14 protein-coding genes are annotated in these 21315 nt (G+C 52.0%); 12 read left to right on the top strand and 2 right to left on the bottom strand.

From position 1 onward, the window contains the following. Window positions 1-89 precede the first annotated feature (89 nt). Window positions 90-782 (bottom strand): DNA mismatch repair endonuclease MutH, encoded by a 693-nt coding sequence (gene mutH, locus HV346_RS18050; protein ID WP_181620621.1) that lies wholly within the window; start codon window positions 780-782, stop codon window positions 90-92. Between the two features lie 683 nt (window positions 783-1465). Here mutH and rppH point away from each other — a divergent pair. From rppH to recD, 12 genes are all read left to right on the top strand, one after another. Further along, complete coding sequence (rppH, locus tag HV346_RS18045) at window positions 1466-1996, top strand: RNA pyrophosphohydrolase (RefSeq protein ID WP_181620620.1); 531 nt, start codon at window positions 1466-1468, stop codon at window positions 1994-1996. A 12-nt stretch (window positions 1997-2008) separates the two neighbouring features. After that, window positions 2009-4255, top strand: a complete 2247-nt coding sequence (gene ptsP, locus HV346_RS18040; protein ID WP_181620619.1) for a phosphoenolpyruvate--protein phosphotransferase — start codon at window positions 2009-2011, stop codon at window positions 4253-4255. Window positions 4256-4484: 229 nt separating this feature from the next. Further along, window positions 4485-5360 carry a prolipoprotein diacylglyceryl transferase gene (gene lgt / locus HV346_RS18035; RefSeq protein WP_181620618.1) on the top strand — a complete coding sequence of 292 codons (876 nt, stop codon included), beginning with the start codon at window positions 4485-4487 and terminating at the stop codon, window positions 5358-5360. A gap of 6 nt (window positions 5361-5366) precedes the next feature. Next, complete coding sequence (thyA, locus tag HV346_RS18030) at window positions 5367-6161, top strand: thymidylate synthase (protein WP_181620617.1); 795 nt, start codon at window positions 5367-5369, stop codon at window positions 6159-6161. A gap of 184 nt (window positions 6162-6345) precedes the next feature. After that, window positions 6346-6810: a prepilin peptidase-dependent protein gene (locus tag HV346_RS18025; protein WP_181623825.1), complete on the top strand. Its 465-nt coding sequence runs from the start codon at window positions 6346-6348 to the stop codon at window positions 6808-6810. Then, a complete protein-coding gene (locus tag HV346_RS18020) occupies window positions 6801-7361 on the top strand; it encodes a prepilin peptidase-dependent protein (RefSeq protein WP_181620616.1) in 561 nt (186 codons plus the stop codon). Before HV346_RS18025 ends, HV346_RS18020 begins: the two co-directional genes overlap by 10 nt. Further along, on the top strand, window positions 7358-7762 hold the full coding sequence (locus HV346_RS18015; RefSeq protein ID WP_181620615.1) for a DUF2509 family protein: 405 nt from the start codon (window positions 7358-7360) through the stop codon (window positions 7760-7762). The genes HV346_RS18020 and HV346_RS18015 overlap by 4 nt, the downstream gene beginning before the upstream one ends. Beyond that, window positions 7747-8070: a prepilin-type N-terminal cleavage/methylation domain-containing protein gene (locus HV346_RS18010; protein WP_181620614.1), complete on the top strand. Its 324-nt coding sequence runs from the start codon at window positions 7747-7749 to the stop codon at window positions 8068-8070. Before HV346_RS18015 ends, HV346_RS18010 begins: the two co-directional genes overlap by 16 nt. Window positions 8071-8082: 12 nt before the next feature. Beyond that, window positions 8083-11457 (top strand): exodeoxyribonuclease V subunit gamma, encoded by a 3375-nt coding sequence (gene recC, locus HV346_RS18005; protein ID WP_181620613.1) that lies wholly within the window; start codon window positions 8083-8085, stop codon window positions 11455-11457. A 140-nt stretch (window positions 11458-11597) separates the two neighbouring features. Next, window positions 11598-14480: a pitrilysin gene (ptrA, locus tag HV346_RS18000; protein ID WP_181620612.1), complete on the top strand. Its 2883-nt coding sequence runs from the start codon at window positions 11598-11600 to the stop codon at window positions 14478-14480. Beyond that, window positions 14477-18019 (top strand): exodeoxyribonuclease V subunit beta, encoded by a 3543-nt coding sequence (gene recB, locus HV346_RS17995; RefSeq protein WP_181620611.1) that lies wholly within the window; start codon window positions 14477-14479, stop codon window positions 18017-18019. Before ptrA ends, recB begins: the two co-directional genes overlap by 4 nt. Next, window positions 18016-19836 (top strand): exodeoxyribonuclease V subunit alpha, encoded by a 1821-nt coding sequence (gene recD, locus HV346_RS17990; RefSeq protein ID WP_181620610.1) that lies wholly within the window; start codon window positions 18016-18018, stop codon window positions 19834-19836. The genes recB and recD overlap by 4 nt, the downstream gene beginning before the upstream one ends. A 35-nt stretch (window positions 19837-19871) precedes the next feature. On the opposite strand, the gene argA is transcribed toward recD, so the two are convergent. Beyond that, the gene (gene argA / locus HV346_RS17985) at window positions 19872-21203 is read right to left on the bottom strand and encodes an amino-acid N-acetyltransferase (RefSeq protein ID WP_181620609.1); all 1332 of its coding nucleotides are present in this window, start codon (window positions 21201-21203) and stop codon (window positions 19872-19874) included. Between the last annotated feature and the right edge of the window lie 112 nt (window positions 21204-21315).

The following is a 21315-nucleotide window of genomic DNA, read 5'->3' as shown; positions in this document are numbered from 1 at the left end:
GTAATAACCTGATATTCCGCGATCGCAAAGCGGTAAAATCTTAAAAAGCAGATGATTATGTTTGATACTGCGCAAATTTCGTTAAAAACCTATCTTTTTAGTAAGAAATGACGCGCGAGCAGTGCGCCGGTAAAGTTCTTTTTAAGATAAAAACCACGCGGCAAGGTCATGATTGTTTCACCCTGAGCACCAATCGCTTCGGTCAGCGCCTTGCTGTTCGCTGCTTTAGGGCGCAACTGGAGAACGTCTCCATGGCGGGCCGTAATGCGTTCAACCTGTCCAAGCACGATCATATCCATCAACTCCTCCCAGTCCAGACAGAGTTGCCGCTCTTCATGCGCATCTGGGCTCCAGAGAAGAGGTGCACCGACATGGCGTTCCGCAAGTGGGATTGCGCGATCCCCTTCAACAGGGATCCACAGTACTCGTTTCAGTTTGTGGCGAACATGGCTGGTTTCCCAGGTCACACCTGTATTTCCAGTTAAGGGGGCGACGCACACAAACGTGGTTTCCAGAGGTTTCCCCTGGCTATCCACAGGGATGGTTTTCAGTTCAATCCCCAGCGCCGCGAAATCTTGCTCTGGCTTGCTACCTGCGCTGGCCCCCAGCCACTGTTCAAGCAAAATGCCGATCCAGCCTTTATCGCGTTTGAGATTAGCTGGAATGGGTAAGCCTGCTATGGCGGCTAGTTCTCCGAGCGTATAGCCCGCCAGACACTGTGCCTGGTGCAGAAGTTGGTCTTCGCTGGAAGGGGGGGAGAGCAGCGGAGAAAGCGGAAGCATGAAGATAACCCTTTGATTAAAAAATGAACTAATAAATTGTGCTCTGTGGATAGAGTTTAACGTTTTCTGTACTAATATGACATGTGTATGATTTATAGGTTTTTTTTGTTAAATAAAACAAATCGTGGCTCGCGTAAAACACGGTTGTGCAAATCTGGTCACCGACAATAAACAGGATCTTACACTAGGTTATCCACAGAAAAGTGGGATAACTGGGAATAACCCATACTACTGTTTCAATTTACAGCCTTGACGTGCGACGAAAATCGAATTTTCACACAAATTGTGCCTAACTTATTGGCACAATCTGTGGATAAAACCGACGCTGTTCGATCTTTCATCAAGTCGAAGATCTCTGATGTGATGATCATCACGTTATCCAATGATTTTCTCATAGTTAAATGATTAACATAATGAAAAATAACATATTATATTAATTCGTGTTGCAGTGGATTTGTCGAGGGTTTTAGGTTGTCCATCGGTAATTCCATACTTCTTCACAACTATATCCACAGAAAAGGTGAATAAAATTGGCCTTGCGGCCCTTCATCTGTTTATAACTCCATTGTTTTTTGTGAGTTATTCAAATGTTATTCGATTGCAGGCCTGTAAGAGAGAGGTTTACCACCTCCCTGGAGTGTGAAACAATCATTCATATATAAGGTTTAGCTTGGGGTAGTCCGGTGATTGATGACGATGGCTACCGCCCAAACGTAGGTATCGTAATTTGTAATCGTCAGGGTCAGGTCATGTGGGCCAGACGATATGGTCAGCACTCCTGGCAATTCCCGCAAGGTGGGATAAATCCAGGGGAGTCCCCAGAACAAACGATGTACCGGGAGTTGTTCGAAGAGGTCGGCTTAAGCCGAAAAGATGTTCGCATCCTGGCTTCGACCCGCAACTGGTTGCGTTACAAGTTACCGAAACGTTTGGTGCGTTGGGACACAAAGCCGGTATGTATCGGCCAGAAACAGAAGTGGTTTCTTCTGCAGTTGGTGGGCAACGATTCAGATATCAATATGCAAACCAGCAGTACGCCTGAGTTCGATGGCTGGCGTTGGGTGAGTTACTGGTATCCTGTTCGTCAGGTCGTGTCGTTTAAACGCGATGTTTACCGTAGGGTGATGAAAGAGTTCGCAAGTGTTGTGATGTCGCTACAGGAGGTTCCTCCTAAGCCGCAAAGCGCACCTGCCTGGCGACGTAAAAGAGGTTAAGCTACGCAAATCATGCTCACCCGCTTGCGAGAAATAGTCGAAAAGGTGGCCAGTGCACCTCGCCTGAACGAGGCGCTGAATATTCTGGTCACCGACATCTGTCTTGCGATGGAAACCGAAGTCTGTTCGGTGTATCTGGCCGACCATGACCGGCGTTGTTATTACCTGATGGCGACCCGTGGTTTGAAGAAACCACGCGGCCGCACTGTTACGCTTGCATTTGATGAAGGCATTGTAGGCCTTGTCGGACGCCTCGCTGAACCTATCAACCTGGCTGATGCGCAAAAACACCCCAGTTTTAAATACATTCCTTCCGTAAAAGAAGAACGCTTCAGGGCGTTTCTCGGTGTGCCAATCATCCAGCGACGTCAATTGCTCGGTGTGCTGGTGGTACAGCAACGCGAACTGCGCCAGTACGACGAAAGCGAAGAGTCTTTCCTTGTTACGCTGGCGACACAGATGGCGGCGATCCTCTCGCAATCTCAGCTTGCGGCGCTGTTTGGGCAGTATCGTCACACGCGCATTCGCGCACTCCCGGCATCACCGGGGGTCGCCATTGCTGAAGGCTGGATGGACGCAACGCTGCCGTTGATGGAGCAGGTGTACGAAGCTTCGACGCTGGATGCCGTGCAGGAGCGCGAACGCCTTACCGCTGCTCTGGAAGAAGCGGCGAATGAATTTCGTCGCTACAGTAAGCGTTTTTCCGCAGGTGCGCAGAAAGAGACTGCCGCCATCTTTGATCTCTACTCGCACTTGCTTTCCGATGCGCGGCTGCGCCGGGAGCTGTTTGCTGAAGTAGACAAAGGCTCGGTGGCTGAATGGGCTGTTAAAAAGATCATCGAGAAATTTGCCGAGCAATTCGCGGCGCTGACGGACGGTTATCTCAAAGAGCGAGCGGGTGATTTGCGCACCCTGGGGCAGCGCCTGCTGTTCCATCTCGACGATACCATTCAGGGCGCAAATGCTTGGCCAAAACGATTTGTGCTGGTGGCTGATGAACTCTCGGCTACAACGCTTGCAGAGCTGCCGCACGACAGGCTGGCGGGCGTGGTGGTGCGCGATGGCGCAGCTAACTCCCATGCGGCCATCATGGTGCGTGCATTAGGCATTCCAACCGTCATGGGCGCGGATATCCAGCCATCGGTACTCCATCGACGTACTCTGGTTGTGGACGGCTATCGTGGTGAGTTATTGGTCGATCCTGAGCCAGTGTTACTGCAGGAATACCAGCGCCTCATCAGCGAAGAGAATGAATTAAGCAAACTCGCAGAAGATGACGTTAATCTGCCTGCTCAGCTCAAAAGTGGTGAGCGGGTAAAAGTGATGCTCAATGCGGGTTTGAGCCCTGAGCACGAAGAAAAGCTCGGTAGCCGTATTGATGGTATCGGTTTATACCGCACTGAAATTCCCTTTATGTTGCAAAGCGGCTTCCCGTCAGAAGAGGAGCAGGTCGCGCAATATCAGGGGATGTTGCAGATGTTTAACGACAAACCCGTTACGTTACGCACCCTGGACGTTGGAGCCGACAAACAACTGCCTTATATGCCGATCAGTGAGGAGAATCCTTGTCTGGGTTGGCGTGGGATCCGCATTACGCTCGATCAGCCAGAGATCTTCTTGATCCAGGTGCGGGCCATGCTGCGTGCAAATGCGGCGACGGGCAACCTCAGTATTTTGTTGCCGATGGTCACCAGCATTGATGAAATTGACGAGGCACGTCGCCTGATAGAACGCGCAGGGCGTGAAGTGGAGGAGATGATCGGTTATGCGATCCCTAAGCCACGTATCGGAGTCATGCTTGAAGTCCCTTCGATGGTTTTCATGCTGCCTCAACTGGCGAATCGCGTTGATTTTATCTCTGTCGGCACTAACGATCTCACGCAGTACATCCTGGCGGTAGATCGTAACAATACGCGTGTTGCCAGCATCTATGACAGCCTGCATCCCGCCATGCTCCGCGCGTTGGCTATGATCGCCCGTGAAGCCGAGCAATACGGACTCGATCTGCGTTTGTGCGGTGAAATGGCGGGAGACTCTATGTGTGTCGCCATTCTGATTGGCCTGGGGTTCCGCCACTTATCGATGAACGGTCGTTCTGTCGCGCGCGTGAAGTACCTGCTGCGGCATATCGACTATGAAGATGCGCAAGAACTTGCTGCGCGCAGCCTTGAGGCCCAACTGGCAACTGAAGTTCGACATCAGGTAGCCGCTTTTATGGAGCGACGTGGTATGGGCGGTCTTATTCGCGGCGGTCGATAATGTCCTCTGTTCCCTTATCGCAGGGGAAAAAACATCATTTTTTTCATCCTCTCCCACAGGGAGAGGACAACAAGCCATACCACCAGATATACACATCTTTTACATCTCAGGCGCATCCTCTGCGCCAGCCTTATGCTATGATTCGCAACTTTGGAGCCCCTGCCATCGGCTGGTGCGCATTTCTACCGCTGTCCACTTTCAGCGGAATAACAACATCTTGTGGTGACAGATGAACAGTGGTTATCTGCATTTTCCGGAATTTGATCCGGTCATTTTCTCAATCGGCCCCGTCGCACTTCACTGGTACGGCCTGATGTATCTGGTGGGTTTCATCTTTGCTATGTGGCTTGCTGGCCGTCGCGCCAGTCGTCCTGGTAGCGGTTGGACGAAGAACGAAGTTGAAAATCTGCTTTACGCAGGTTTCCTGGGGGTATTCCTTGGTGGCCGTATCGGTTATGTTTTGTTCTATAACTTCCCGGTATTCCTGAGCGATCCGCTTTATCTGTTCCGCGTCTGGGACGGCGGCATGTCCTTCCACGGTGGCTTGATTGGCGTGATCCTGGTGATGGTCATTTTTGCCAAACGCACCAAACGCAATTTCTTCCAGGTCTCTGACTTTATTGCGCCTCTGATCCCGTTTGGTCTGGGCGCTGGGCGTCTGGGTAACTTCATCAATGGTGAACTGTGGGGTCGTGTTGATCCGAGCGTTCCGTTTACGATGCTGTTCCCGGGGTCTCGTGCTGAAGACGTGGCGTTACTGCCATCCCACCCTGAGTGGCAATCGATTTTCGATACCTACGGTGTCTTGCCGCGCCATATGTCTCAGCTTTATGAACTGGCGCTCGAAGGCGTGGTGCTGTTTATCATTCTGAATCTGTTTATCCGCAAACCGCGTCCTATGGGCTCCGTATCGGGTCTGTTCCTGATTGGCTACGGCGCATTCCGTATCATCGTTGAGTTCTTCCGCCAGCCAGATGCGCAGTTTACTGGCGCGTGGGTACAGTACATCAGTATGGGGCAGATCCTCTCTATTCCGATGATTGTCGCGGGCATCATTATGATGGTCTGGGCGTATCGTCGCCGTCCACAGCAACAACTTTCCTGAGGAACCATGAAACAGTATCTTGAATTGATGAAAAAAGTGCTCGATGAGGGCACGCCGAAAAACGACCGTACCGGAACCGGTACGCTCTCTATTTTTGGCCACCAGATGCGCTTCAACTTACAGGAAGGCTTTCCTCTGGTGACGACGAAGCGCTGCCATTTGCGCTCGATCATTCATGAACTGCTCTGGTTCCTGCAAGGTGATACGAATGTTGCCTATCTACACGAAAATAACGTGTCTATCTGGGACGAATGGGCGGACGAAAACGGGAATCTGGGGCCGGTGTATGGCAAGCAATGGCGCGCATGGCCAACGCCAGATGGCCGTCATATCGACCAGATCACCACGGTTCTCAACCAGCTGAAAAATGATCCGGATTCGCGCCGCATCATCGTATCGGCCTGGAACGTTGGCGAACTGGATAAAATGGCGCTTGCGCCTTGCCATGCGTTCTTTCAGTTCTACGTGGCGGATGGAAAGCTCTCCTGCCAGCTTTATCAGCGTTCATGCGACGTATTCCTCGGCCTGCCATTTAATATTGCCAGCTATGCGTTGCTGGTACATATGATGGCGCAGCAGTGCGATCTGGAAGTGGGTGATTTTGTCTGGACCGGTGGTGATACTCACCTTTACAGCAACCATATGGAACAGACACATCTCCAGCTATCCCGAGAACCACGTGCGCTGCCGAAACTGGTCATCAAGCGTAAGCCTGATTCTATCTTTGATTATCGCTTCGATGATTTTGAGATCGAAGGGTATGACCCGCATCCGGGCATCAAAGCGCCTGTCGCTATCTGATACGGCAAATCCTGACATAACCGGTGCTTTTTAGCGCCGGTTTTTTTTCGCCTTTATTTTGTTTTCCGAGTCTGCTTCCGCCCGTTTTGCAACACTCTGCAACAGGTAAAATTTACTGGATGGCGGCTCGTAATGTTCCAATTCATGGCTCGTCAGCATGCCTGCATTTCGCCACACTCCTGGCATGAAAAAAGAGAACGGTTTTACGCTAATTGAAACCCTGGTAGCGATATCTGTTGTGGTTATTCTTAGCGCAACGGGACTTTATGGCTGGAACAACTGGCAACAACAGCATCGGTTATGGCAAACCGCAGGTCAGGTTCGCGATTACCTCGTTTTCCTGCGTAACGACGCTAACAGGCACAACCGGGACCATAAACTTAGTCTGATATTGAATGGAACAAGCACCTGCCTTGTCAGTTCGGTGGTGTCTGATTGCGAGGATAAAACACCATTTGTCTTAAGGCCGCTCTGGCCCGAAGTCACAATTACGGAGTTAACGCCTTCGCTGGGGTTTTATGGGTTACGTGACACCGCCTGGGCAGGCAGAGTTCGCGTACATAGCAGTGCAGGGGAGTGGTTGATTATCATCTCGAATGGAGGGCGTATCAGAATGTGCAATACCGCAGGAGAAAGCTCATGCCACTAAGAGCAGGTGGTTTTTCGCTGATCGAGGTGCTGATCGCCATGATGATCAGCAGCATCCTGTTGTTAAGCTCATCGCGTTTTTTACCCGGGCTGCAGCGGGCTATTTCGCTGCAATCTGGGCAACGGGAGCTTGAAGAGGCGGTCTGGCAGCGTCTTTTTTCCATTGGAAAGCAGCTTCAGCGGGCAGGGTATTGCGCTGGGAATTGTCAGGGGCAAGGGCTGGTGATCGGTAAACAGGGGCGTTGTGTCATTGTGCAGTGGGACGCAAACAGCAACGGAAATTGGGACATCACTCAATCTGAAAGCGACCAGACAGGTTTTCGTCTGGAATCGGGGTCTTTGGAAACACTACGAGGTGCAACATCCTGTGAGGGGAAGGGGTGGGAGAAAGTCACCGACCCGGACAGGCTTCGGATCCAACAGTTTGTGGTGACCAAAACTGAACGACCTGGTTTCGCTCCAGAACTGAATATTGAGCTGACGGCAGTAATAACAGGCTCACTCGCTTCCCCTTATAGCGCTCGCCATACCGTGACAGGGTTTAACCTGTGAATCGGCAGCGAGGAATGTCGTCACTGGCCATGGTTCTGCTGTTGCTGGTTCTTGGTAGCCTGGTGCTTTCTGGGTTAAATCAGCAGCTAAATACCTTCAGTGTATTGGTTGGTGGCGAGAGCCGGTCCCTTCAGTCTCAGGCCATCGTACAGTCTGCACTGGAATGGGGACGTATGCAGCACTGGCTGCCAGAAAGCGATATTCAGTGCAAACAGGCACAGCCGCCAGCACGCGTGTGTGTGAAGCTTCTGAGCGATGAGCGTGTTTTGCTGATTGCTGGAAACAATGATCTGCTGTCGTGGCGTACTGGCAAGGTCCTGGAAGGACAGATCATTTTTTCCCCACATGGCTGGAGTGATTTTTGCCCGCTTAAGGAAAGTGCGTTATGCCAGTTGCCCTGAGTAAACAGAAAGGATTTAGCATGGTTGAAGTTTTGCTGGCGATGATGCTGCTGGTCTTAATTGTCACGGCGCTGTCTGGTTATCATCGGGAACTTGCCGTTCGCTTTACGGTTTTTAACCAATATCGCGAACTCTGGCACAATGCCTGGAATCAGTCTCAACTGGAAGCCAAAGCGCTGCCGGAAGGTTGGCAGGTTAACCGGGGGCAGACAACGCAGTCGGGATGTGTCAGCATCACGGTTACACTTATTTCTCCTCTGGGGCGGCGTGGTGAGATGACTCGCCTGCATTGCCCGGTCAGCCAATAGTCGGGAGCGTCTATGTTAAGGGTTTACCACTCAAATCGTCTGGATGTGCTGGAAGCGCTGATGGAGTTCATTGTTGAGCGAGAGCGCCTTGACGATCCTTTTGAGCCCGAAATGGTGCTGGTGCAAAGCACTGGGATGGCGCAGTGGCTACAGATGTCACTTTCGCAAAAATTCGGTATTGCGGCGAACATCGAATTTCCACTCCCCGCCAGTTTTATCTGGGACATGTTTGTTCGCGTATTGCCAGATATCCCAAAACAGAGCGCATTCAACAAACAAAGTATGAGCTGGAAGTTGATGGCGCTGCTGCCGGAAATGTTGGCGCGTGATGAATTCGCTATGCTACGCCACTATCTCAATGACGATACCGACAAACGAAAACTGTTCCAGCTCGCATCGCGTACTGCCGATCTTTACGACCAATATCTGGTTTATCGCCCGCAATGGCTGACCCGTTGGGAGGCTGGCGAGCTGGTTGATGATCTGCCGGAGGCGCAGATCTGGCAAGCACCATTGTGGAAAGCGCTGGTAGAACATACCGCGAAGCTAGGCCAACCGTTGTGGCATCGTGCCAATTTATACGATCGGTTCATTTCAATACTGGAAACCGCTTCAGAGCGCCCCACGGGACTGCCATCACGGGTGTTTATTTGTGGTATTTCGGCACTACCGCCAGTTTATCTGGATGCGCTAAAAGCACTGGGTAAGCATGTTGATATCCATATCCTGTTTACTAACCCATGCCGCCATTATTGGGGGGATATTCAGGATTCGCGCTGGCTTTCGAGACTGGTGACAAGGCAAAGACGGCGCATCTTTGAAGAACGGACCATCCCGCTGTTTAAGGACAGTGCAACGGCATCGATGCTCTTCGATGAAGAGGGTATTCAGAACCTTCCAAATCCACTTCTTGCCTCCTGGGGAAAATTGGGACGCGATTATATTCACATGCTCTCTGATATCACTTCATCAGGTGAGGGCGATGTTGATGCGTTTGCGGAGATCAGCCCGGATAGCTTGCTACACAATATCCAGTTAGACATTCTGGATCTTGAAAATCGTGCCGTTGCGGGGATCACTGCCGACGAATTTGCGCGTAGCGATCGGAAGAGAAAGTTGGATCCTGACGATCGCAGTATATCGATCCATGTTTGCCACAGCCCGCAGCGTGAAGTGGAGATCCTGCACGACCGTTTACTGGCACTCCTGCAAGACGATCCTGATTTAACCCCGCGCGACATCGTGGTGATGGTGGCTGATATCGATAGCTATAGCCCCTTCATTCAGGCCGTTTTTGGTAGCGCCACGGGGGAGCGTTATCTGCCTTATGCAATATCTGACCGACGAGCGCGGCAGTCTCATCCGGCATTGCAGGCATTTGTTAGTTTGCTGTCACTCCCTGATAGCCGGTTTATCTCTGAAGATGTGCTGGCGCTACTTGATGTACCTGTACTGGCAGCCCGCTTTGGAATTGATGAAGAAGGGTTACGCTACCTGCGCCAGTGGGTGAATGAATCCGGCGTGCGCTGGGGGATTGATGACGATAACGTTCAGGAATTTGATCTCCCGCCTACTGGTCAACATACCTGGCAGTTTGGGCTTACGCGTATGTTGCTGGGCTACGCAATGGAGAGCAGCCAGGGCGAGTGGAAAGATGTTCTGCCTTATGATGAATCCAGCGGTCTCATTGCTGAGCTGGTTGGCCATCTGGCCTCGTTGTTGATGCAGCTTAACCGCTGGCGGCGTGAGCTGATACAGCCTCGCACCCTTGAAGAGTGGCTACCGGTTTGCCGTGAGATGCTCAGTGATTTCTTCCTGCCGGATAGTGAAACAGAAGCGGCAATGGCACTCATTGAAAAGCAGTGGCAGGCGATCGTTGAAGAGGGGGCTGATTCCCACTATACGGAGACGGTTCCCCTGTCGCTATTGCGTGACGAACTGACCCAGAGGCTTGATCAAGAACGAATCAGCCAGCGCTTCCTTGCCGGGCCTGTCAACATTTGTACCTTGATGCCCATGCGTTCTATTCCGTTCAAAGTGGTTTGCCTGCTGGGGATGAATGACGGTATTTACCCACGAGCACTCGCGCCTCTGGGTTTTGATCTGATGAGTCCGAAACCGAAACGGGGCGATCGTAGTCGGCGTGATGATGACCGCTATCTTTTCCTCGAAGCGCTGATCTCAGCTCAAAGCAAGTTGTATATCAGTTATATCGGGCGCTCAATTCAGGATAACAGTGAGCGTTTTCCGTCGGTTCTGGTGCAAGAATTGGTGGATTACATCGGGCAGAGTCACTATCTGCCAGGGGATGAAGCGCGTAATTGTGACGAAAGCGAACAGCACGTGAAGGCGCACATTACGTTTTGCCATAGCCGAATGCCCTTTGATCCGATGAACTATGTCGTAAGTGAGTATCAAAGCTACGCCAGTGAGTGGCTACCCGCGGCGAAAAAAGAGGGGACTGCACACACTGAGTTTATTCAGGAGCTTGAACCACGCCCGTTTGACACACTGACCTTTGAGCAACTCTTGCGCTTCTGGTCACATCCGGTGCGGGCATTCTTTCAGCAGCGATTACAAGTCAACTTTCGATCTGAAGAGGGCGATATTCCTGATACTGAACCCTTTACCCTTGAAGGGCTTGAGCGCTATCAGTTGAATGTTCAGTTGTTGAACGCGCTCGTCGAGCAGGAAGATGCACACAGTCTGTTCCGTCGTTATCGGGCTGCCGGGCAGTTGCCATATGGTGCATTCGGGGAAATAGCCTGGGATGCGCAATGCCAGGAGATGCTTGCCCTTGCAGGCCGTGTTATCGAATGTCGCCAACCGGGGAAAAGTCTCGAAATAGACCTCAATTGCAATGGTGTGCAATTGACGGGCTGGCTCTCTCAGGTTCAGCCAGACGGGCTGCTCCGCTGGCGTCCATCCATGCTCAGCGTTTCGCAAGGCTTGCAACTCTGGCTCGAACATCTTGTCTATAGTGCTGGTGGTAATGAAGGTGAAAGCCGGTTGTTCGTGCGTAAAGAGGGCGAGTGGCGTTTTCCTCCGATGGCTGCAGATCAGGCGTTAACCTTGCTGTCAGTGTTTGTTGAAGGCTATCGGCAAGGGATGAACAAACCTCTCCTGCTCCTGCCAGAAAGTGGAGGGGCGTGGATAAAAGCTTGTTACGATGTGCAGAATGATGCCATGTTAACGGACGATGCAACGTTGCAGAAAGCACGTAGTAAATTCTTGCAGGCGTACGAAGGAAACATGATGGTGCGTGGTGAAGGCGACGATGTCTGGTATCAACGCCTGTGGCGTACACTTGAGCCAGAATACTTCGAGACCATCACGAAAGAGGCGCAGCACTACCTGTTACCCTTGTTTAAATTTAATCAGTCCTGATTGCTGTATAAAAATTGCACAGATTTTGGTGTTCATTTATTATGCACTTCTTATCACGGACCGATGTACCAAAAGAAAGAGATGCTGGTGTGTCCAGCACGCAGTTTGTTAATGATGTAGCCGTGATAAAGAGGTCGTGAATGCCAGGCAGCACCTTGTTCAAAGCGTTTGTTTTGTTTGTCGCCCTTTGGGCTCCCGTCACTCAGGCAGACTCCGGTTGGCAACCCGTTCAGGAAACTATCCGTAAGAGCGAAAAAGATACCCGTCAGTATCAGGCGATTCGTCTTGATAACGGCATGACTGTACTGTTGGTTTCCGATCCACAGGCGGTGAAATCGCTGTCAGCGCTGGTTGTTCCTGTTGGGTCGCTTGAAGACCCTGATGCTCACCCAGGGCTTGCCCACTATCTGGAACACATGACGCTGATGGGGTCTAAAAAATACCCTCAGCCGGATAGCTTATCCGAATTTCTGAAAATGCATGGCGGCAGCCACAATGCCAGTACTGCACCCTATCGCACGGCGTTTTATCTCGAAGTCGAAAATGATGCGCTGGAAGGGGCGGTAGACCGTCTTGCGGATGCGATTGCCGCGCCTCTGTTAGATAAAAAATATGCCGACCGTGAGCGCAACGCGGTGAATGCCGAACTGACCATGGCTCGCACACGTGATGGTATGCGAATGGCGCAGGTGAGTGCCGAAACCATCAACCCGGCTCACCCTGGCTCACGCTTCTCTGGTGGAAATCTGGAGACGCTGAGCGATAAACCCAACAACCCTGTACTCGATGCTTTGCATGCCTTTCGTGATAAGTACTATTCAGCAAACCTCATGAAAGCGGTTATTTACAGCAATAAACCGTTACCTGAACTGGCGAGCATTGCTGCACAGACTTTTGGTCGGGTTCCAAATAAAAATATCGACGTACCACAGATTAATGTGCCGGTCGTGACGGATGCGCAGAAAGGGATCGTGATTCACTATGTCCCAGCATTGCCGCGTAAAGTGTTGCGTATTGAGTTCCGTATCGATAACAACACGGCGCAGTTCCGCAGCAAAACGGATGAGCTTGTGACTTACCTTATTGGTAACCGTAGCCCAGGTACACTTTCTGACTGGTTGCAAAAGCAAGGGCTTGTCGAAGGTATTCGTGCCGATTCTGATCCTGTTGTTAACGGCAACAGTGGTGTGCTGGCGATCTCTGCCACCCTTACGGATAAAGGCCTTGCGAACCGTGATGAAGTGGTTGCAGCCATTTTCAGTTACCTCTCACTGCTGCGGGATAAGGGTATTGATAAACGCTACTTCGATGAACTGGCCCATGTGCTGGATCTCGATTTCCGTTACCCGTCTATAACACGGGACATGGACTACGTTGAATGGCTCGCAGACACCATGATTCGCGTACCGGTGGAACATACGCTGGATGCGGTCAATATTGCCGATCAGTATGATGCTGATGCGGTAAAAGCACGCCTGGCGATGATGACGCCGAAAAACGCCCGTATCTGGTACATCAGCCCGAACGAACCGCACAATAAAACGGCCTATTTTGTCGATGCCCCTTATCAGGTCGATAAAATCAGTGAGCAGACGTTCTCTGACTGGCAGAAAAAGGCCGGGCAGATTGCGCTCAAATTGCCGGAGCTGAACCCCTACATTCCGGATGATTTTTCGCTGATTAAAACCACAAAAGCCTATCCGCATCCTGAGCTTATTGTTGATGAGCCGACGCTTCGTGTGGTGTATACCCCAAGCCGCTATTTTGCGAACGAACCAAAAGCGGATGTCAGCGTGGTGCTGCGTAACCCGAAAGCGATGGACAGTGCCAAAAACCAGGTTATGTTTGCGCTCAACGACTATCTGGCCGGTATTGCGCTCGACCAGCTCAGCAACCAGGCCGCGGTGGGCGGGATTAGCTTCTCGACAAATGCGAATAACGGCCTGATGGTTAATGCTAATGGCTATACCCAGCGTTTACCGCAACTTTTCCAGGCATTGCTGGAAGGATATTTCAGCTATACGCCAACGGAAGAGCAGTTTGAACAGGCCAAATCCTGGTACGCGCAGATGATGGATTCTGCGGAAAAGGGCAAAGCCTACGATCAGGCGATAATGCCTGCACAGATGTTGTCGCAAATCCCGTACTTCCAGCGTGAAGAGCGCCGTGCGTTGCTGCCCACTATCTCGCTTAAAGATGTGCTGGATTACCGCGGCTTGCTTAAAACCAATACCCGTCCTGAGTTCCTGATTGTCGGGAACATGGGAGAAGACCAGGCGAAAACGCTGGCACAGAATGTACGGACACAACTGGGTTCGAAAGGTGAAGTCTGGTGTCGTAACCAGGATGTCCTGGTTGAGAAAAAACAGAATGTGATTTTTGAGAAGGCGGGAAGCAGTACGGACTCTGCACTGGCTGCCGTCTTTGTGCCAACAGGCTACGACGAATTTGCCAGTTCCGCGCAAAGCGCTGTGTTGGGGCAGATTATTCAACCGTGGTTCTACAACCAGTTACGCACAGAAGAGCAACTTGGCTATGCGGTCTTTGCATTTTCAATGAATGTTGGGCGTCAATGGGGATTGGGTTTCCTGCTGCAAAGCAGCGATAAACAACCTGCGTACCTTTGGCAGCGATATCAAGCCTTCTTCCCGCAAGCGGAAGAAAAACTGCGTGCCATGAAGCCTGAGGAGTTTGCTCAAATCCAGCAGGCTGTTATCGCTCAAGTCACACAACAGCCGCAGACGCTGGGTGAAGAAGCTTCGCAACTGAGCAAAGATTTTGATCGCGGTAATCTGAGCTTTGATTCGCGTGATAAAGTAGTGGCAGAGATAAAACAGCTGACACCTCAAAAGGTTGCCGATTTCTTCCATCAGGCGGTGGTTAAACCGCAGGGAATGGCCATCTTGTCTCAGGTTTCCGGCAGCCAGAATGGGAAAACGGACTACGTGAATCCGAAGGGCTGGAAAGTGTGGAAGAGTGTCAGTGCATTACAGCAATCTATGCCCTGGAGTAAGAAAGAATGACTGATACCGCTGAGTCCCTTGATCCCTTACGTTTACCCCTACAAGGGGAACGATTGATTGAAGCCTCAGCGGGAACGGGAAAAACCTACACCATTGCCGCTCTCTATCTTCGCCTGTTACTGGGGCTCGGTGGCGATGCGGCATTTCCAAAACCGCTAAGCGTGGAAGAGCTACTGGTAGTGACCTTTACTGAGGCCGCTACCGCTGAGTTACGCGGACGTATTCGTTCGAATATCCATGAGCTGCGTATTGCCTGTTTGCGTCAGAGTACGGATAACCCTCTTTACGCGCGCCTTTTGGACGACATTGTCGATAAGCAACAGGCGGCCCAGTGGCTGCTGTTAGCAGAACGACAAATGGACGAGGCCGCTGTATTTACCATTCACGGTTTCTGCCAGCGAATGCTTAGCCTCAATGCGTTTGAGTCCGGCATGCTGTTTGAGCAGCAGCTTATTGAAGATGAGTCTGAACTGCGTTATCAGGCCTGTGCAGATTTCTGGCGTCGTCATTGCTATCCACTGCCGCGAGATATTGCCGAAGCGGTTCACGCGCTATGGAAAGGCCCGGAAGAGCTTCTTCGCGCCATTGACCGTTATCTCCAGGGCGAGGCCCCGGTCATTAAATCCCCGCCGCCAGCCGATGAAACCCTGGCTTCACGCCATGAAAAGATCGTTTCGCAAATTGCGGCTTTAAAGCGAAAGTGGAATGCGTCAGTCGGTGAGATTGAGGCGATCATCGAAAACTCCGGGATAGACAGACGCAAATTTAACCGTGGCAATCAGGGTAAATGGATCGACAAGATCAGCGCTTGGGCGCAGGAAGAGACACGAGGCTACCAGCTCCCGGATGCGCTGGAGAAATTCTCCCAACGTTTTTTGGTTGAGCGAACTAAAGCTGATGGCATTGTCCCTGAGCATGCCCTGTTTGTTGCCATAGAGACCTTACTCGCCGAGCCGTTAACCCTTAATGACCTGATGATCACCCGTGCCATGACGGAAATTCGTGAGACCGTAACACGTGAAAAACGTCGCCGGGGTGAGCTTGGGTTTGACGATATGTTAAGCCGTCTGGATGCGGCGCTGTGTAGCGAAAACGGCGAAGCGCTTGCCTCTGCTATCCGTACCCGCTTTCCGGTAGCAATGATTGATGAATTTCAGGATACCGATCCTCAGCAGTATCGTATTTTCCGTCGTATCTGGCGGCAGCAGCCAGAGACTGCGCTGTTGCTGATTGGCGATCCTAAGCAGGCGATTTATGCCTTCCGTGGCGCGGATATTTTCACCTATATGAAAGCCCGTAGTGAGGTTGAAGCGCACTATACGCTGGACACTAACTGGCGGTCTGCCCCTGGTATGGTTGAGAGCGTGAATACGCTGTTCAGGCGTATGGATACGGCTTTCATGTTCAAGGAAATTCCCTTTAAGCCGGTAAAGTTTGCCGATAAAAATGCCTCATTACGTTTCGAATTCAATGGTCAGGTTCAGCCAGCCATGAACTTCTGGCTGCTGCAGGGGGAAGGTTGTGGCGTCGCGGACTATCAAAATGCGATGGCGCAGTACTGCGCCGCACAAATCCGTGACTGGCTTAGTGCGGGCGCACGTGGTGACGCGGTGTTGTGGAAGGGGAATAAATCGACCCCAGTGAAGGCATCAGATATTACGGTACTGGTGCGTAGCCGTCAGGAAGCGGCGCTCGTTCGCGATGCATTGACGCTACTGAATATCCCGTCCGTTTATCTCTCCAACCGTGATAGCGTTTTTGAAACTCTGGAAGCCCAGGAGATGCTGTGGTTGCTCCAGGCCGTGCTGTCCCCGGAACGAGAGAGCACGCTTCGCAGCGCGTTGGCAAGTTCCATGCTGGGGCTAAACGCACGTGATATTGATGTCCTTAACAACGACGAAGCCACCTGGGATACCGTGGTGGAAGAGTTTGTTCACTATCGCGAGCGCTGGCAAAAGCGCGGGGTTATGGCGATGCTACGAGAACTGATGACCCAGCGTCGCATTGCGGAGAATATGCTCGCAACAGCAGGTGGTGAGCGCCGTCTGACCGATATTTTGCATATCAGTGAGTTGTTACAGGAAGCCGGAACGCAGCTTGAGAGTGAACATGCCCTGGTGCGCTGGTTGTCGCAGCACATTGCCGATCCCAACAGTAACGCCTCCAGCCAGCAGATGCGCCTTGAGAGTGATAAGCATCTCGTGCAAATCGTCACCATTCACAAGTCAAAAGGGCTGGAGTATCCGTTAGTCTGGCTGCCGTTTATTGCCAATTACCGGGCGCAAGACCAGGCGTTTTATCACGATCGTGATTCGTATGAAGCGGTGCTCGATCTCAGCAACGCAGAGAGCAGCGTCGAGCTTGCCGAAGCTGAACGTCTGGCGGAAGATTTGCGCCTGCTTTATGTGGCCCTGACTCGTTCGGTTTGGCATTGCAGTCTGGGTATCGCTCCGTTGTTCCGGCGTCGTGGCGAGAAGGCGGGAGAGTCTGATTTTCATTTGAGCGCGTTGGGGCGGCTTATCCAACAGGGTGAGCCGAAAGATGCTGCAGGGCTTCGTCAGTGTATTGAATCGCTTTGTGGGGATAATATTGCGCTACAGACCCCTGAAGAGTCTGACAGTCGTCGCTGGCAGATGCCTGAGCAGCATGAGCCTGATCTACACGCGCGGCAGATTACACGAACGATAGCAGACGACTGGCGTGTGACCAGTTACTCGGGGTTGCAGCAGCATGGGCAAAGCATTGCCCAGGATCTGATGCCAAAACTGGATGTGGATGCCGCAGGTGTGGGTGACATTCTGGCGGAGCCCGCGCTGACGCCACATCAATTCCCGCGTGGAGCCTCACCCGGAACATTCCTCCATAGCCTGTTTGAAGAGCTTGATTTTACTCAGCCCGTCTCTGCGGATTGGGTACTGGAGATGTTGCAAAAAGGGGGCTACGACGCAAGCTGGCAACCGGTACTGACGTCGTGGATCACCACTATTTTAGAGGTGCAACTGACGCCGCGAGGCCTCTCGCTGAGCCAGTTAACATCCAAAGATAAACAGGTCGAGATGGAGTTCTATCTCCCCATCGAGAGCCCGCTCAACGCAGGGGCGCTGGATGCGCTGATCCGCGAGCACGATCCTTTATCTGCCGGCTGTCCGCCGCTGAATTTCCGCCAGGTACAGGGTATGCTGAAAGGGTTTATCGACCTGGTTTTCCGTCATGAAGGGCGCTATTACCTGCTGGATTACAAATCAAACTGGCTGGGTGAAAACAGTGATGCATACACCCGAGAGGCAATGGCTTCTGCGATGCAGTCCCACCGCTATGATTTGCAGTATCAGCTTTATACCCTGGCGCTGCATCGCTATCTGCGTCACCGCATTGCGGACTACACCTACGATGCGCATTTTGGTGGCGTCATCTACCTGTTCTTGCGTGGCGTTGATGCTGCCGATCCGCAATCAGGTATCTTTAGCACGCGCCCGGACGTAGCATTGATTGAAAAAATGGACATGTTATTTGCAGCCAGCACGGAGGAGATGGCATGACAATGCAGGAATTGTTGCTTGAGGCGGCAGATCAGCGTCTGCTGCGTCAGCTTGATGTGCAGTTCGCTATGGCCATTGCAGGTGATCGGCCCGCCGTAATGCTTGCTGCTGCTATCCTCAGTCGGGATACGGGGGAGGGGCATGTGTGTTTGCCGCTTTCACGGCTGGTACTCGATGAAAAAATGCCGTCGGCGATCCAATCTTGTTTTGCGCTGCTCGGTGAGTCCGTGAACTGGCAAACGCTATTATTGAGCTCTGAAGCCGTCAGTACAGGAGAAAGTCCTACGCCGTTAATCCTGGCGGGTGATCGTTTATACCTCAACCGCCTTTGGCGTAATGAACTCACCGTTGCGCACTTCTTTAACGAAGCCAACACGCCGCTTTCCTATGATGAAGCCCAGCTTCAGCAGACGCTGGAGGGGTTATTTACGTCCGGTGAATCCCTTGACTGGCAGAAAGTGGCCGCCGCTGTTGCGCTAACACGACGGATCTCCGTGATTTCTGGTGGCCCCGGTACGGGGAAAACGACCACTGTTGCAAAACTACTGGCTGCACTTATCCAGATAGCGGGCGAACAAAAATGCCGTATTCGTCTGGCGGCGCCTACGGGGAAAGCCGCGGCCAGATTGACGGAATCCCTGGGAGGTGCGCTGCAAAAACTGCCTCTTACCGACGCGCAGCTTGCGCTGTTCCCGGGTGAGGCCAGCACTTTGCACCGTTTATTGGGGGCGCAGCCGGGAAGCCAGCGTTTACGCTACCATGCGGGAAACCCGTTACATCTGGATGTGCTGGTGGTGGATGAAGCTTCAATGATCGACCTGACCATGATGTCACGGTTGATTAATGCGCTACCGCCTCATGCACGGGTTATCTTTCTGGGCGATCGCGACCAGCTTGCATCGGTCGAAGCTGGGGCGGTGTTGGGGGATATCTGCACTTATGCCAGCCTGGGCTACACCACTGAACGTGCCCTGGAGTTGACACGTTTAACCGGCTGCCCGGTGGAAGGAAATGAAGAACCACTGGCGGGAACATTGCGCGACAGCCTCTGTTTGCTGCAAAAGAGCTACCGTTTCGGGAGTGATTCTGGTATTGGGAAACTTGCTGCAGCGGTGAATCGGGGTGATCGTCAAGCAACTCGCTCAGTGTTTAATGGCGCATTCGAGGATATCGAGAAAAAGCCGCTGGAGAGTGGTGATGATTATCTGGCAATGCTCAATGATGCTTTGCATGGTTATCAGCGTTTTTTAGAAAATATTCAGCAGCAGAGCATGCCGGGGCAGGTCATTGCCGCGTTTGGTGAATTTCAGCTTCTGTGTGCTCTGAGAGAGGGGCCTTTTGGTGTGACCGGTCTGAATGAGCGACTGGAGCAGGTGCTGACACAAAAGCGCAAGATTGTTCGTTCGGCACATTCACGCTGGTATGAAGGACGTCCGGTGATGATCTCCCGCAATGACAGCGCACTGGGTTTGTTTAATGGAGATATTGGCATTGCGCTTGATCGTGGCCAGGGACTACGCGTGTGGTTCCAGATGCCGGATGGTAGCGTGAAGTCGGTACAACCCAGTCGTTTGCCCGAACACGAAACCGCGTGGGCAATGACGGTCCATAAATCGCAAGGGTCTGAGTTTAATCATGCGGCGCTGATCCTGCCTCCGCAACTCTCACCGGTCATTACGCGTGAGCTGGTTTACACCGCGATAACCCGTGCACGTCAGCGTTTGTCGCTGTATACCGATGAGCGTGTTTTGGTGCAGGCGATTGTCACGCGTACTGAGCGTCGAAGCGGTTTAAGCGCAATTTTCGATGCAAGGTAAGTATCTGCCCCCACCGGACGGTGAGGGCATGAACATCAGCCTAAATCAGCCATCAGTACTTTAGAGCGGCGTTGATAGTTGTACATCTCTTTCTTACTCTCTGGCAGCGAATCAATGTCGACTGGCGTAAATCCGCGTTCCTGGAACCAGTGGATACTGCGCGTCGTGAGTACAAAGAGTTTACTTAAACCAATCTGGCGCGCCTGAGCTGCAACGCGCTCAAGCAGCATTTCGCCGCGAGACGAGCTGCGGTAGTCCGGGTGAACCGCGACGCAGGCCATTTCACCGATCTTCTCTTCCGGGAAGGGATAGAGCGCGGCGCAGGCGATGGTCAGATTATCACGCTGGATGATGGTGAATTTGTCGATCTCCATCTCCAGTTGTTCGCGGGAGCGACGAACCAAAATACCCTGTTGTTCTAACGGGCGAATCAGTTCCAGAATACCGCCAATATCATTGATGGTGGCGCGACGGATCTGCTCAGCACTTTCCATCACGATCTGCGTGCCAATACCGTCACGGGAGAACAGCTCCTGCAGTAATGCACCGTCTTCCTGATAACTGATGAGGTGGCTACGGCGAACACCGCTACGACAGGCTTTTACCGCCCCCCGCAGGAAACGTACTGTCCCGGAGTGATAGTCACCTGCTGCTTCCAGCTCTTCTACACGCGCTTGTGCTTCATTCGGGAATAGTTCGGGCACAATGACACCCAGATCGTTGACCACGCCCTGAGAAGAGCAGAAGCCAATCATTTTTTCCGCTTTCAGTTTGATAGCCAGTTGAGTGGCGATCTCTTCCGAGGTGAGGTTAAAGCTTTCTCCGGTGACGGAGACGGCGACAGGACCCATCAGCACGATAGCGCCGCTGTCCAGTTGACGGTGAATGGCCTCTTCATCAATACGGCGAATACGACCGCTGTGGCAATAATCAACACCATCGTCCACGCCAAGAGGCTGAGAGATGATGAAGTTGCCGCTAACCACGTTAATATGTGCGCCCTGTAACGGTGTGTTGTTAAGGCTCATGGATAAACGTGCCGTGATTTCCAGTTGAAGCAGTCCGGCTGCCTGTTTAACCAGTTCGAGCGATTTGGCGTCTGTTACACGGATATGCTTGTGATATACCGGTTCATGGTGATGGGCAGACAGGTTGGCATCGATCTGTGGACGTGCGCCATAGACGACGACCAGCCGAATCCCGAGGCTGTGCAGTAAGCCGATATCATTGACAATACTGGAGAAATTTTCATGCTCAATGGCTTCTCCGCCAAGCATGATGACAAACGTCTTTCCCCGATGGGCATTGATATAGGGAACAGAATGGCGGAATCCCTGTACCAGTTCGGTTCTACGTTCCTTCACCATGACACAACCCTTAATGAATGTTTATTCGTAATTTTTGTATTTTTATTCGATTATCGCCGCGCGCGCAAGCCTAAATTTTCAGTGAGACATGGAAATTAATAAGTAATGGCTG

Origin of the sequence: Enterobacter sp. RHBSTW-00994 (assembly GCF_013782625.1) — a bacterium.
Taxonomy (GTDB): Bacteria; Pseudomonadota; Gammaproteobacteria; order Enterobacterales; family Enterobacteriaceae; genus Enterobacter.
Note: the sequence above shows the minus strand (reverse complement) of the source record. Positions and strands in the feature narration are given on the sequence as shown.

Excerpts from the sequence above, each read along its gene's own strand:
- mutH (WP_181620621.1), bottom strand. The coding sequence starts at position 782 with ATGCTTCCGCTTTCTCCGCTGCTCTCCCCCCCTTCCAGCGAAGACCAA.
- ptsP (WP_181620619.1), top strand. The coding sequence starts at position 2,009 with ATGCTCACCCGCTTGCGAGAAATAGTCGAAAAGGTGGCCAGTGCACCT.
- lgt (WP_181620618.1), top strand. The coding sequence starts at position 4,485 with ATGAACAGTGGTTATCTGCATTTTCCGGAATTTGATCCGGTCATTTTC.
- thyA (WP_181620617.1), top strand. The coding sequence starts at position 5,367 with ATGAAACAGTATCTTGAATTGATGAAAAAAGTGCTCGATGAGGGCACG.
- HV346_RS18025 (WP_181623825.1), top strand. The coding sequence starts at position 6,346 with ATGAAAAAAGAGAACGGTTTTACGCTAATTGAAACCCTGGTAGCGATA.
- HV346_RS18020 (WP_181620616.1), top strand. The coding sequence starts at position 6,801 with ATGCCACTAAGAGCAGGTGGTTTTTCGCTGATCGAGGTGCTGATCGCC.
- HV346_RS18010 (WP_181620614.1), top strand. The coding sequence starts at position 7,747 with ATGCCAGTTGCCCTGAGTAAACAGAAAGGATTTAGCATGGTTGAAGTT.
- recC (WP_181620613.1), top strand. The coding sequence starts at position 8,083 with ATGTTAAGGGTTTACCACTCAAATCGTCTGGATGTGCTGGAAGCGCTG.
- ptrA (WP_181620612.1), top strand. The coding sequence starts at position 11,598 with ATGCCAGGCAGCACCTTGTTCAAAGCGTTTGTTTTGTTTGTCGCCCTT.
- recB (WP_181620611.1), top strand. The coding sequence starts at position 14,477 with ATGACTGATACCGCTGAGTCCCTTGATCCCTTACGTTTACCCCTACAA.
- recD (WP_181620610.1), top strand. The coding sequence starts at position 18,016 with ATGACAATGCAGGAATTGTTGCTTGAGGCGGCAGATCAGCGTCTGCTG.
- argA (WP_181620609.1), bottom strand. The coding sequence starts at position 21,203 with ATGGTGAAGGAACGTAGAACCGAACTGGTACAGGGATTCCGCCATTCT.